The 13326-nt window shown below is 65.5% G+C and carries 10 protein-coding genes; 4 read left to right on the forward strand and 6 right to left on the reverse strand.

The window, feature by feature from the left end:
• Window positions 1-66 precede the first annotated feature (66 nt).
• Entirely contained in the window at window positions 67-990 is a 924-nt protein-coding gene (locus tag ACVWY6_RS11315; protein WP_457538064.1) for a formylglycine-generating enzyme family protein, read from the forward strand.
• 68 nt (window positions 991-1058) lie between these two features.
• Here ACVWY6_RS11315 and ACVWY6_RS11320 read toward each other — a convergent pair whose 3' ends face one another.
• The 4 genes from ACVWY6_RS11320 to ACVWY6_RS11335 form a co-directional block, all read right to left on the reverse strand.
• Window positions 1059-1829 (reverse strand): hypothetical protein, encoded by a 771-nt coding sequence (locus tag ACVWY6_RS11320; RefSeq protein ID WP_457538066.1) that lies wholly within the window; start codon window positions 1827-1829, stop codon window positions 1059-1061.
• Between the two features lie 172 nt (window positions 1830-2001).
• Window positions 2002-2220, reverse strand: a complete 219-nt coding sequence (locus ACVWY6_RS11325; protein ID WP_023962665.1) for a hypothetical protein — start codon at window positions 2218-2220, stop codon at window positions 2002-2004.
• Between the two features lie 114 nt (window positions 2221-2334).
• Window positions 2335-3741 carry a sulfatase family protein gene (locus tag ACVWY6_RS11330; RefSeq protein ID WP_457538068.1) on the reverse strand — a complete coding sequence of 469 codons (1407 nt, stop codon included), beginning with the start codon at window positions 3739-3741 and terminating at the stop codon, window positions 2335-2337.
• Window positions 3742-3867: 126 nt separating this feature from the next.
• Window positions 3868-4173, reverse strand: a complete 306-nt coding sequence (locus ACVWY6_RS11335) for a chorismate mutase (protein ID WP_023962670.1) — start codon at window positions 4171-4173, stop codon at window positions 3868-3870.
• 92 nt (window positions 4174-4265) lie between these two features.
• Here ACVWY6_RS11335 and ACVWY6_RS11340 point away from each other — a divergent pair, with 92 nt between their 5' ends.
• Complete coding sequence (locus ACVWY6_RS11340; RefSeq protein WP_457538069.1) at window positions 4266-6098, forward strand: hypothetical protein; 1833 nt, start codon at window positions 4266-4268, stop codon at window positions 6096-6098.
• A gap of 32 nt (window positions 6099-6130) precedes the next feature.
• Here ACVWY6_RS11340 and ACVWY6_RS11345 read toward each other — a convergent pair whose 3' ends face one another.
• Window positions 6131-7666, reverse strand: coding sequence for a hypothetical protein (locus ACVWY6_RS11345; protein WP_457538071.1), 1536 nt, complete (start codon window positions 7664-7666; stop codon window positions 6131-6133).
• Window positions 7667-7815: 149 nt separating this feature from the next.
• Between ACVWY6_RS11345 and ACVWY6_RS11350 the strand changes: the two genes are divergently transcribed.
• On the forward strand, window positions 7816-10338 hold the full coding sequence (locus ACVWY6_RS11350) for a UvrD-helicase domain-containing protein (RefSeq protein WP_457538073.1): 2523 nt from the start codon (window positions 7816-7818) through the stop codon (window positions 10336-10338).
• A gap of 327 nt (window positions 10339-10665) precedes the next feature.
• Here ACVWY6_RS11350 and ACVWY6_RS11355 read toward each other — a convergent pair whose 3' ends face one another.
• A complete protein-coding gene (locus ACVWY6_RS11355; protein WP_457538074.1) occupies window positions 10666-11793 on the reverse strand; it encodes a M23 family metallopeptidase in 1128 nt (375 codons plus the stop codon).
• 367 nt (window positions 11794-12160) lie between these two features.
• Here ACVWY6_RS11355 and sucC point away from each other — a divergent pair, with 367 nt between their 5' ends.
• On the forward strand, window positions 12161-13324 hold the full coding sequence (sucC, locus tag ACVWY6_RS11360; protein WP_023962681.1) for an ADP-forming succinate--CoA ligase subunit beta: 1164 nt from the start codon (window positions 12161-12163) through the stop codon (window positions 13322-13324).
• The last annotated feature ends 2 nt before the right edge of the window (window positions 13325-13326 follow it).

Below are 13326 nucleotides of genomic sequence, written 5' to 3' on the forward strand. Positions count from 1 at the left end.
GGTCGAACTGTTCGCGATACGTCGGCGAACACTCCGGTGGTACCGGCAGCCGAATACGATGAGTCCATGTCCTGCTGCACCCCACGGTCCGAAGGAATGCCGGAGTTGTCGGCGACCTCCGTCGAGGGTCGGGGCACGCACCGGGTTTCCCAGGTGAGCATACCGGCCGGGACATTCACCATGGGTGATTCGACGGGCGACGGGTTTGCCGCAGACGGAGAGTCGCCGCTGCACGAGGTCGCGGTCAGCGCGTTCGACATCGACGCCGTCACGGTGAGCAACAACGACTTCGCGGAGTTCGTGGCAACCAGCGGCTACGCGACGGTGGCCGAGCGACAGGGATCCTCGGCCGTCTTCCATTCACTGGTGGCCGAGGGCAGCGATGTGGTGGGCCGGTCTCCGACCGCGCCGTGGTGGCTGGCGGTCGCCGGTGCGGACTGGGCGCACCCGTTCGGCCCTACGTCCTATCTGGACGGCCTCGGCGACCATCCTGTCGTGCACATCAGTTGGCATGATGCACAGGCATATTGCGAGTGGTCGGGGCGCAAGCTACCCACCGAGGCCCAGTGGGAGTACGCAGCGCGAGGTGGGATCGCGGGCGCCCGCTACCCGTGGGGAGACGAGTTGCTGGCGGCCGATGGGACCTGGCAATGCAACATCTGGCAGGGCGAGTTCCCCTCGAACAACACCGGGGATGACGGATTCGTCGGTACTGCACCGATGACAGCATTCGCGCCCAACGGTTTCGGGTTGTGGCAGATGGCCGGCAATGTCTGGGAGTGGTGCGAGGACCGATTCGATCCCCGGTACTACCGCAGTGGCGATGTGGTCGACCCCGTCGGGCCCCAGCGGGGACGCGCGCGTGTGCTGCGCGGGGGTTCCTACCTCTGTCACGACTCGTACTGCAATCGCTACCGGAACTCGGCGCGGTCGCACAACACCCCGGAATCGTCGATGGGCAACGCCGGATTCCGCACCGTCGGCAGATGACTGTCGTCAGATGATTGGCGGCAGCTAGACGTCGCCAGGTGTGCCTCAGGGACGCGGGCCGTCACCGATCACGCTGCGGCCACCGGAAGTCCGCCGTACGGGCGCGCGTGTGCGTTTCCGTCTTCATCGCCGATGATCGCTGCGGCATGATCACGAAGCCATGGCGAGGGGTCGGCGGGTGCCCGTAGAACGTAGAGCCCCGCGGCGTAGGCCATGGCCGCGCTGCCGGCGACGATCGTCATCTGTCCGGCGGCGCCACGTCTGTCACCGACTCGTGCCGTTGCCTGTCCGGCACAGAGCGGGATGCGCACGCCGTCGATGTCGACGGTCCAGGGTTCGTCGGTGCCCCGTCCGCCGGATGGTGCCTCGCCGGCCGTGGCGGCGACAGCGCCGACCCGGATGAGGACACCGCAGCCGAGCTCCCGGGCGAGCACCTCGGCGGCATGATCAGCCAGGAAAGCCCGGCCGGTCGCCATCAGGTCCAGTCTCAGGCCGGCAGGAATTGTGGTCGCCGCGCCGCCGATGTTCACCCGATGCCATGGCGGGACGGGTGAACCCGTCGCCGGTCCCAGGACCGCTTGCGTGGCGCCGTCGGTGAGGTCGTCGTAGAACAGGGCTTCGATGATGACCTGATCGAGCAGCGACGAGACCATCACCGGTTCTCCGTCGGCCAGGTCGAGTGCGATGATCTCGGCGCTCGCGAACCCGCGGTTGATCGTCTCGTCGAGTCGCCGAGCGAGCGACCGGGTGTGCCGCACGGCGCGGTCGAGACAGTTGGGGTCGGTGACCGACACCGCTATATCGGTGTCGAGACCGAAGAGGGTTGCGGAGGCAATCATCGTCGTACCTGCTCTGGTCGGTGTGGCGCTGGTGAAGACAATTTTGCGCGCCGAACCTGGTAAGCGGCTGTGAGCCGACGATGAGCAACCTGACGATCAGGACGTCTGAGCTGTGCAAACGACGAAACCGGGTCACCTCACTGCTGAAGTGACCCGGCCGGCGTGATGGCGGTCAGGCCGCGATCACCACGTCGTAGAAACCGTCGTAGTCGGTGTCGGAGGCGTACTCGTCGACATAGCCGTCGTAGTTGTAGTCGTACTCGGCCTCATCGGCCCAGCCGTCGGCGTTGGTGTCCCACTCCTGGACGTCGACGTAACCGTCGCCGTTCGTGTCGGTGACGATGGTGTCGACGATGCCGTTGTAGTCGGTGTCGAAGTACTGGCTTTCCATGGCGGTCTCTTTTCTCGGGGGAGTGAATCTTCCGGTGCTGCAGCTCGTTTGCTGCATTCGGAGATAAGAGACGGGGCCGTGGTGGATTGTTCCCGGCAGGTGCCGGGAACTTCGTCAGTGACTGTGTTGGGTGTGCCGGGTCGGGACGTTGCGGAGCTCGCGCTCTTCGGCCCGGGTGCGACGCGACGGCAGCGAGCGGTCGGCGTGGTCGACGTCGACCTTGTCGAGCTGGCGCTGGTAGCGGGTCATGAAGTCGTGTGCGATCGAGTTCCCGTCGGTCTCTGACGGGAGGTCGTCACCGGTTTCGGTGCGCCACCTGGTCAACCGCCCGGACAGGTCGGCCACAACATCGGACAATTCGGGATCGTCGATCAGGTTGTTCAGCTCGAGAGGGTCGGTGGTCAGGTCGTACAGTTCCCTCGGCGCGCGGGGCAGGTCCTGCGACCCGTCGAGAGCCCGTGCCGACGGGCTGTCGCGGATGTCGAGTGGGAGGCTCAGCGCAGGGCGACTCGCATAGTTCTCGATGTAGGAGAACCGGTCGGTGCGAACGGCCCGGATCGGGTCGAAATTGTCGTGGTAGGTCTTCTCGGTGAACACCTCGGTCCGTACCGAGGCGATCTCACCCGCAGCGATCGGGGCGGCGTGAGAGAACCCCTCGACGGCCTCGGGAACGTCGACACCGACGAGTTCGAGCACGGTCGGCGTGAGATCGACACCGCTGAAGAGATCGTCGTACACGAACGGCTCGATGCCCCGAGCCGACGGCGGACGGATGATCAGCGCAACGCCGGTGCCCTCGGAATAGAGGGTGGATTTTGCGCGCGGGAACGCCAGTCCGTGGTCGGTGATGAACACGATCCAGGTGGTGCGGTCGAGCCCCAATTCGGCCACCGTGTCGAGAAGCCGGCCCACCGCCGCATCCGCCTTGGTGATCGAGCCGTGCAGGCCTGCCAGATCTTCGCGTACCGGCCGCGCATCGGGCAGGAAATCGGGGACCACGATGCTTTTGGGGTCGGCGTGCTTGTACTCGTCGGGCGGGTAGGGCCGGTGGGTCTCGAAGAAACCGGCCGTCAGCAGGAACGGAGTCGACGCACGTTCGGGGTCGCCGGCGAGGTCACGTAACCATTCCTGAGACTGCGCCACCACGTAGTCGCATTCGGAATCGGAGACGTCGAGTTCGTCGAAGCCGAGCCGGGTGGGGTCGCTCGATTCGTGCTGCATCCCGAACAGCACTGTGCGCCAACCGTTGTCGCCCAGCACCTGTGGGAGGGTCTGGACGTCGTCGTGATACTCGAAGCCATGGTGCGCCAACCCGGCGAGGCCGTTGGAATGTGGGTACCGGCCGGTGAACAACGAGCCCCGGGCAGGGGAGCACAGCGGCGCGGTGGAATGGGCGTTGGTGAACCGGATGCCGTCCTCGGCCAGCGCGTCCATCGTCGGGCTCTCGACACCCTCGGCCCCGTAGCAGGCGAGGTGGCGACCGAGGTCATGCCAATGGATCAACAGAACGTTCTCAGGCATATTCATCCCACCATGTGCGTGCGCGTTTGGATCAAGTCGCCAATCCTGCAAGCAACCCGGAGGCCGGGCCACACTTTTGATCGGCGTGGGTAAAACTCCGCCACCCGGGTGACGGGCAGGGTAGGGCTATCGGCCGAGTGGTCCCCGGCCCAGCCGGAGCAGCATCATCGCCAGCGTGTGACCCTCTTGGCCCAGCTCGCTGAAGCGTTCGAGCACCTTCATCTCGCGGCTGTGCACCAGACGGGTGCCGCCGGACGCCATCCGCGCCTGGCCGATACGCTTGGACACCGCGGTACGCCGCTTGATCGCGGCCAGGATGATGGCGTCGACACGATCGATCTCGGCGCGCAGGTCGTCGATGCTCTCCGGAAGGTCGCCCACGTCAGAGCCCAAATCGAAGCCGGACAAATCAATCGGCTGGTCAGCAGTCACGCAGCCAAGTGTGCCACGCAGTATCGGGGCGCTGGTAAGAGTGGTCCGGTGAATCGACGACCGGGGACCTCAGGTATCGGACGGCCCACCAGGTGCTGACCGTCAAGCCTTCTGCGCGGACGGTCGTGTGGATTGCCCTCGCTCTGATCGCCGTCCAGACCGTGATCCGGATATGGCTCGTCGAGCGCGGATACTTCTACTGGGACGACCTGATCCTGATCGGCCGCGCATCGACCGAGTCGATCTGGTCATGGTCCTACCTGATGCAGGATCACGACGGGCATCTCATGCCAGGGGCATTCCTCGTGGCCGGGGTGATCACCGAAATGAGCCCGCTGAACTGGGCGATACCTGCGGTCACGCTGGTGGTCGGTCAGCTCGCGGTGTCACTGGCCGTGCTGCGCATGGTGGTGGTGATCGCAGGTCGTGTCCGCCCGATTCTGCTGGTGCCGCTGGTGTTCTTCCTGTTCACCCCGATGACCGTGCCGGCCTACACGTGGTGGGCGGCGGGTCTCAACACACTGCCACTGCAATTCGCGATGGCGGTGGTGGTGGCCGACGTGGTGCAGCTCTGTCGCGGGCAGGTTGCCGATCGCCGCCGGGTCATCATCCGATCGCTGGTGGTGTTCGTGGTGGCGCTGGCGTTCTTCGAGAAATCGCTGCTGATCCTGCCGGTTGCCGCGGTCGCCGCGGTGCTGTGGGTTCACGTCAATTCGTCGGCCGAGGGGCCCGGGCTCATCCGCCCCATCCGTACGGCATGGACTGCGGCTCGCGAATTGTGGATCGCGATGGCAGCAGTCGCCGCCGCATGGACGGTCGTGTACTTCGCCTCCACGTCCATCGCCGACGGGCATTCGATCGGCCAGGCGATGTCGCTCACGTGGCGGTCGATCAACCGTGGCCTGGTGCCCGCCGGCGTGGGAGGGCCGTGGTTCTGGACCCGCTGGTTGCCGAGCCCGCCGATGGCCCAACCTCACGACTGGATGATCGCGGCCGGCTGGGTGGTCCTGATCGCGGCGGTCGCCTATGTCCTCTGGACCAGGCGCGGCGCGGCCCTGGTCCTGGTTGCGGTGTTCGCTTACGCCGTGGTGTTGCAGATCCCGCTGTTCTGGAGCCGGACAAGCGAGTTCACCTCCCTCGAGTTGGCGCAGACACTGCGGTATCTGCCGGACACTGCCTTGGTGATCACGGTCGCGATGGCGCTGCTGGTGTCGGCTCCTCGACGTCGACGCTCCTCGGCCGGTGCAGCTGGTCACGCTCGGCGCAGCACTGCCCTTCCGGCCCGGTCAGCGACAATTGCCGCCGCCGTGGTCGGTGTCGCCTACATCGGTAGCTCGTTGGTCTCGACCGCCGAATTCGCCGACGAATGGAACTCGAGCCCGACCGAGGAGTACATGGCCAACGCGCGGGCGTCGCTGGCGCAAGCGGCCGGAACACGAATGTTGGACCATGCCCTCCCACTGCTGGTGATCCTGCCGGTGACCTACCCCGACAATCAGGTGGGCAAGGTCTTTGCTGCGCTCGACCAGCGACCCACTTTCGGCCCGTGGACCGACAAACTGCAGGTCCTCGACGACCAGGGCCATTTGGTGGCAGGCGACGTGACTGCCGCGAGAACCTTCGGCGAAGGCGCCGGGGCATGCGATCGACCCGAGATCACCGGGCCGTCATCGATCCCCCTGAACGGTCCGCTGCTCGACTGGACCTGGGTGGTGGCGTTTCCGTACTGCGCCAACACCGACGGAACCGTGCGGATCGGTCTGGCCGAGGACTCGTCGCTCGAGGTGCCCGTGAAGGCAGGTCTGCACACCGTGTTCGTTCAGGTCGAGGGGTCTGGTTTTGAGATTAAGTTGCGTCCCGTGACGCCGGGCCTGCAACTGCATGTGGGCCAAGGCCGCGTCGGCGAACTCGTGCGTGCGCCCTGATCGGGTTCGTACGCAGTCAGCCCGTCAATCCGTCAGCCCGTCTGCACCGCGACGGTCGTGATACCTCGAACCCCTTGTGACTGGAGGGTTTTCCCGACGGCCTCGGCGGCCTCCGGTTCGGCGAACACCCAGCGGACAGGTGTCGAACCCGCTGCCTCGAGCTGTTGATCCGCATTCTCGAGGAGCACTTCGGTGCCTTCCCAGTCGGAGCCGAGAAGTCCGTCGCGGCCGATGTTGTCGGCGTAGCCCGGGCCGAATGTCATCAACAGGGTGCCGTCGGGCGCCCGGCCATCGAACGCGTACTCGTTCAGCTCGTAGACGAATGTGGACGGGAGGCCGGTGACCTGCCTGCTGTGGTCACGCGCCTGCCGAGTCTCCTTGAATCCCGCTGGTTTCCATGTGCCCACAGTGCCGGTGGTCGCCGACTTCTTGTTGGCGCTGAGCGCGTTCTCGAACGCACCACGATCCTGATCCAGGAAGGTGGTGAACACATAGGTGACGTCGCCTTTGAGCGTGCCGTCCTCGTTCGGGACGGTGAACGGGCAGCGCGACTCGGCACGGCCGTTGAGTGGAACGGTGACGGTATGGGCGCAGGTCCCGCCGACGGGACGGCCGTTGAGGGTGAGCGTCATGTTGCCGACGACTGTGGCCGACCCTGGACCGGTGGGCGACGGGGTGGAAGCCACGTAGGTGACGATGTATTCGCAGACAGGCGGGCTGCACGGCGAGACGGACAGCCGGAAGCCGCTGGCGGCGAAATCGGGACGGATGTAGGGGGCCGGCACGTGAGTCAGGGCCGCGGTCTGCTCGCCGATGGTGTCGTACACCCGGCCGACCTCGTTGGGTCCGGCTTTCTGGGCTTGCAGGTCGACGTCGAACACGTTGCCGCCGCCGGCCGGGAGCGGGCCGCTGACCGACGAGATGCCGCCGTCATCCTGCGTGGTGATGCGGAGCGAGTCCCCGGCCAGCACGACGGAGTCGCTCTCGGCGACTACCGCAGGCAGCCCCGCCGGCCGGTACCGGACGTCAGGTGTTCCGATCAGTCCGTTCGCAGGACCACGCGCGGTGAGGTCGAAGAGTTTGTCGTCGCCCGCCACGGCACCGGCCAGGGTCGGTGGTGCCAGCAGACGGCCCAGATCGGGGAACACGGCCGGGTCGAGCTGCGCCCACCCGGTCGCGACTGCTTCGTAATTGATCTTCGGGGTGTCTTCGAGTTGGCCTTTCCAGAACCCGGCGGAACCCTTGGCGAAGGTCTGGCCGTTCACGCCGATGATCTCGGCGGCCTCGCCGCCGACCTTGATCCGCCCGGACAGGTCGCCCGCGGCCGACACCACGACCTCGTCGAGATTGATCTTGTCGCGGTCGGAGGACACCGACCCGGTGTATTTCGCGCCAGGGTGGGCTGCGAATTGGCCGGCAGCCTCGGTGAGGCTCTTCTGCACGACTATCGGAGCGGGTGCCGACGCGGAGCCATCGGTGGTCCGGGGTACAAAGATCGCCACCAGGACCACCACCAGCCCCAAGACAGCCGCCGCCAAAGCCGCACCGGCCACAGTTCTGCTACGCATGAGCCCCCGCCCGAAACCCCCGCCGCGGGTGGCCTCCCATCGAGACGCCCGCGACCACTGACCATCAGTCGAGGCGATGCTACCCAGGCGGGCCGACAGGTGGTTCGGTGGCGTGAGTTGTCGGGGCGAGCGGGTAACTTTGTAAGACGATGAAAAGCGCTGCTCCCAATCCGTCGCTGCCGGGTCTGGCCACTGGAAACCTGCAGGAAAACACCCGTACGCCCTCGCGGCGTGCTGTTGAGCTGCTTGATGGGCTCAACCCCCAACAGAGGGCTGCGGTGCTCCATGCGGGGTCACCGCTGCTGATCGTCGCCGGCGCCGGGTCGGGCAAGACCGCGGTGCTCACCCGCCGGATCGCGTACCTGCTCGCCGAGCGCGACGTCAGTCCCGGCCAGGTACTCGCGATCACCTTCACCAACAAAGCCGCCGCCGAGATGCGCGAACGAGTGGTCGATCTGGTCGGTCCCCGGGCTCTGCGGATGTGGGTCAGCACTTTTCACTCCACCTGCGTGCGAATACTGCGCGCCCAGGCGTCGCTGCTGACCGGGATGAACTCCAACTTCTCGATCTACGACGCGGACGACTCGCGCCGGTTGCTCGGCATGATCGTGCGCGACATGGACCTCGACCCCAAGAAGTTCAGCCCCCGAGGGGTCGGGATCGCGATATCCAACTTCAAGAACGAACTGGTGGATCCGGACGGTGCGGCCGCGGCCGCCGAGGAGAGCGGGGAGCCGGCCGCGCAGACGATCGCCCAGATCTATCGGCAGTACCAGCAGCGCCTGCGCGCCGCGAACGCCTTCGACTTCGACGATCTGATCGGCGAGACGGTCGGTGTGCTGCAGGCTCATCCGGAGGTCGCGGAGTACTACCGGCGCCGATTCCGGCACGTCTTGGTCGACGAATACCAGGACACCAACCATGCGCAGTACGTGCTGGTGCGGGAGATGGTCGGAACGGGAAGCGTCGGAAACGTGAGCCCTTCGGAACTGTGTGTGGTGGGTGATGCGGACCAGTCGATCTATGCCTTCCGCGGTGCCACCATCCGCAACATCGAAGAGTTCGAGCGCGACTTCCCGGACACCGAAACCATTCTGCTGGAACAGAATTACCGTTCCACACAGACCATCCTGTCGGCCGCCAACGCGGTGATCTCCCGCAACGCGGGCCGACGGGAGAAGAAGTTGTGGACCGATTCCGGTGATGGCGAACTGATCGTCGGCTACGTCGCCGACAACGAGCACGACGAGGCCCAGTTCATCGCCCGGGAGATCGACGCCCTCACCGACACGGGCGAGTTCCGGTACTCGGACGTCGCGGCCTTCTATCGCACCAACACCGCTTCGCGTGCGCTGGAAGAAGTGTTCATCCGGCTCGGAATCCCCTACAAGGTGGTCGGTGGGGTCCGGTTCTATGAGCGCAAAGAAGTCCGGGACGTCGTGGCGTACCTACGGGTGGTCGCCAATCCGGACGACCAGGTCAGTCTGCGTCGCATCCTGAACACTCCCCGTCGTGGCATCGGGGACCGCGCGGAAGCCTGCGTGGCCGTCCACTCGGAGAACGCCGGCATCAGTTTCTACCAGGCGCTGATCGATGGGGCCGAAGGCAAGGTGCCGTTGCTCAACACCCGTGCCACCAAACAGATCTCCGGGTTCATCGAACTCATCGAGGGCCTGCGGAACGACTTCCTCGCGAGTTTCGGCGCGGCCGGGTCCGACGGCGCCGACGTGGCGGCAGTCGATGCGGGTAGCGAGGCCGGCGACATCGGCGAACTGGTCGAGGCGATCGTCGAACGCACCGGATATCGGGACGAGCTCGAGGGCTCATCGGATCCACAAGACGGCGCCCGACTCGACAACATCAACGAATTGATCTCGGTGGCAAGGGAGTTCAGTGCCGAAGCCGCGGCTGCCGAACCGCCGGAGACGCAACTGGACAACGGCGACGACGACGGTCTGACACCCGACGACGGTGAGCCGGAGCCGGGGTCGTTGGCGGCCTTCCTCGAACGTGTGGCCCTCGTGGCCGACGCCGACCAGGTGCCCGACGACGAGGACGGCGTGGTGACGTTGATGACGTTGCACACGGCGAAGGGTCTGGAGTTCCCCGTCGTTTTCGTCACCGGTTGGGAAGACGGTCAGTTCCCGCACATGCGGGCTCTGGGTGACCCCGCCGAGTTGTCGGAAGAACGCAGGCTTGCATACGTCGGCATCACCCGTGCCCGCAAACGGCTGTACCTGAGCCGGGCGATGGTCCGCTCGGCGTGGGGATCGCCGATGCAGAACCCCGAATCGCGCTTCCTGCAAGAGATCCCGCAGCATCTCATCGATTGGCGACGCACCGAGCCGCGGCGTGGGATGGGGCGCATGACCAACGACGGTGGCCGGGATTACGGCGACAACGGCCGCGGTTTCGGCGAGGGTCGTGGATTCGGTGGCCGTTCATTCGGGTCGGGTTCGCGGCGCCAGGAGTCGTTCGGCTCGCCGACCCGTGGTCGCAACAAGCAGGTTCACGTGACCGTTGGCGACCGGGTGACCCATCCCAAGTACGGGATGGGCAAGGTGGTGGGCAAAGAAGGAGCCGGCCCCACCGAGCGCGTCACCTTCGACTTCGGCAGCGCCGGACGGATCACCCTCATGTCACTGGGTGGTCTGCCCGTCGAAAAGCTGTAACCGAGTAGGTACTCGGTCGGCGGTTACGTCGAAAGCTGTTGTGGCGCAATCGTTCACGGGAGCTGTGGGTACGGTGCCGGGGGGTTGGTGAGCGCTCGCGTTACTGGCCCACGCTCGGTCTACGGGCATCGCTTTGACGAGTTTCGCGAGCGGGCTCGGGGGAGCGCTCGCAATACTTGTGCCTGCTCGGCCTACAGATACCGCGTCTACGAGTTTCCCGAGCGGGGTTGCGCGGGCGCTCGGGTTACTGGCCCACGCTCGGTCTACAGACACCGCATCGACGGGTTTGAGCGCACACTTGCGCTCCGACGTAACAGGGAGAGAAGCTCAGCTTCCGGTGTAGGAGGCCAGGCTGATGCCGTGGGCCGCGAGCCATGGAGCTGGGTCGATCTTCATGGTTCCGTTCTTCCACACCTCGAAGTGGAGGTGGGGGCCGGTGGAGAAGCCTTCGCTGCCGACTTCGGCGATCTTCTGGCCGGCGATGATCTTGTCGCCCTTCTTGACGAGCACGCCGCCTGCGGACATGTGCCCGTACATGGTGACCGTGCCGTCTTCCGCCTGGATCTGTACCCAGTTGCCGTACCCGGAAGCGGGCCCGGCCTCGATCACGACGCCGTCGGTGACGGCGTGGATGGGAGTGCCCAGGGGTGCGGCGAGGTCGATGCCGCCGTGGAACGAACCCCAGCGGTTCGCGTACGTGGAGGTGAAGGTGTACGCGCCGGCCGGGATGGGGGCAGCGAACAGCGGGATGCGTGCGGCTTCGTCTTGCGCATGCGCTGCTTCAGCGAGTTCCTGGCCGACAGCCAGCTGCTCGGTGAAGGTGTCCATGTTGGCCGGTGCGGGCGCAGCGGCGATTCCGGCGGCAAGACTCTCGTCTGTGCTGATCGGGTTCACCACGGGCGTAGGAGCCGCGGACTGGGTGGGCTCGGCGGCAGGCTGTGCGAACTGACCTGTGGCGGCGGCGACGGCAGCACCGGCCGCAACAGCCATCAGCGCTGCACGTCCCTTGAGGGCCTGCGGCGGCGCGGCGATGCGGTGTTTACCGCCACTGCGGCGCGGGGAAGTCTGTTTCTGTGGCGACCACGACGTCTCATCGGCTGCGGGTGCAAAATCATCGAACTCGGCGCCGTGGACCTCGAAAGGATGATCATGGAGAATCTCGTCGAGTTCGACCTCGGCGACGATGATGTCTTGCGTGATCTCGACCGGGCGCGGGGCGTCGTAGGCATCGCGGTCGAATCGGCGGGCACCGGCCCGGCGACGGCCGCCGTCAACGCTGGCGTTGCGCCACTGGGTCAGCGGCCCGTCGGCGTACTCCTCGAGACCGAAGTCATCGATGGGAATGATCGACGTGATGGAGTTGTCGTGCGGATCACCGGGTCGTTCGCCGTCGATGGTCCGAGCCGAAGTGCGCGAATGCGCAACATCGCCGGTGATCGAATCGCGAACTACCAACAGCTTGAGCCTTTCTGACAACTGGCCCGCGCCGATGAATGTGATCCGCGCAGGCGGTACGGAAACTCGATGTGACGGATCCGTGACCTTCTGACCTCAGGAACGGTAACGAAATGATTGCGACGACCGCAACCGGACGCGAGAATTGCTGTGATGTTGTGAGGCGCATCACAGATACGTTTAGGTGCTGTTCACGGCTGCGTCGCAGGTCGGCGCGATCGGCAACCGGTGAGCGGTAACAGGCAGCACCCCGAGTGATCTGTGGCACAAGCTGCAGGGAGTAGTGATCGTGGCTGTTCGGCGCGACGCTAAGGTCGCTGTGGTTCGCAACACCAACAGCGGACAAACCTACGAGATGGTGAGCTGAATGGATCTCTTCGAATACCAGGCGAAGGAGCTCTTCGCCAAGCACGAGGTGCCGACCTCGGCCGGCCGTGTAACCGACACGGTCGACGGCGCGCGTCAGATTGCCGAAGAAATCGGCAAGCCCGTGATGGTCAAGGCACAGGTGAAGGTCGGTGGCCGCGGCAAGGCCGGCGGCGTCAAGTACTCGGCAAACGTCGATGAGGCCGTCGCGAATGCCGAATCGATTCTCGGCCTCGACATCAAGGGCCACGTCGTCAAGAAGTTGCTGGTCGCCGAGGCCAGCGACATCGCCGAGGAGTACTACATCTCCTTCCTGCTCGACCGCACCAACCGCACCTACCTGGCGATGTGCTCGGTCGAAGGTGGCGTCGAGATCGAGGTGACCGCCGAGGAGAACCCCGACGCACTCGCCAAGATCCCCGTCGACGCCGTCAAGGGTGTCGACCTCGCGTTCGCGCGCAGCATCGCCGAGGCAGGCAAGCTGCCCGCCGAGGTGCTCGACGCAGCAGCCGTGACGATCCAGAAGCTGTGGGAGGTCTTCATCAACGAGGACGCTCTCCTGGTGGAGGTCAACCCGCTGGTCCGTACGCCTGACGATCAGATCCTCGCTCTCGACGGCAAGGTCACCCTCGACGCCAACGCTGATTTCCGCCAGCCCGGCCACGAGGCGTTCGAAGACAAGGACGCGACCGACCCGCTCGAACTCAAGGCAAAAGAGAACGACCTCAACTACGTCAAGCTCGACGGACAGGTCGGCATCATCGGCAACGGTGCCGGACTGGTCATGTCCACGCTCGACGTGGTCGCATACGCCGGAGAGAAGCACAACGGCGTCAAGCCGGCGAACTTCCTCGACATCGGTGGCGGCGCCTCGGCCGAGGTGATGGCCGCCGGACTCGACGTCATCTTGGGCGACGAGCAGGTCAAGAGTGTTTTCGTGAACGTATTCGGTGGCATCACCGCGTGTGACGCGGTCGCCAACGGCATCGTCGGTGCGCTGAAGAAGCTCGGCGATGATGCCAACAAGCCTCTGGTTGTGCGTCTCGACGGCAACAAGGTCGAAGAAGGCCGCAAGATCCTCGCCGACGCCAATCATCCTCTGGTGACGCTCGCCGAGACCATGGACAGTGGCGCCGACAAGGCCGCCGAACTGGCGAGCAAGTAGGA

This window comes from Williamsia sp. R60, from assembly GCF_054063855.1.

Bases quoted from the DNA above. Each gene is read 5' to 3' on its own strand.
- ACVWY6_RS11315 (WP_457538064.1), top strand. From the start codon at position 67: ATGTCCTGCTGCACCCCACGGTCCGAAGGAATGCCGGAGTTGTCGGCG.
- ACVWY6_RS11320 (WP_457538066.1), bottom strand. From the start codon at position 1,829: ATGATTGCCTCCGCAACCCTCTTCGGTCTCGACACCGATATAGCGGTG.
- ACVWY6_RS11325 (WP_023962665.1), bottom strand. From the start codon at position 2,220: ATGGAAAGCCAGTACTTCGACACCGACTACAACGGCATCGTCGACACC.
- ACVWY6_RS11330 (WP_457538068.1), bottom strand. From the start codon at position 3,741: ATGCCTGAGAACGTTCTGTTGATCCATTGGCATGACCTCGGTCGCCAC.
- ACVWY6_RS11345 (WP_457538071.1), bottom strand. From the start codon at position 7,666: ATGCGTAGCAGAACTGTGGCCGGTGCGGCTTTGGCGGCGGCTGTCTTG.
- ACVWY6_RS11350 (WP_457538073.1), top strand. From the start codon at position 7,816: ATGAAAAGCGCTGCTCCCAATCCGTCGCTGCCGGGTCTGGCCACTGGA.
- sucC (WP_023962681.1), top strand. From the start codon at position 12,161: ATGGATCTCTTCGAATACCAGGCGAAGGAGCTCTTCGCCAAGCACGAG.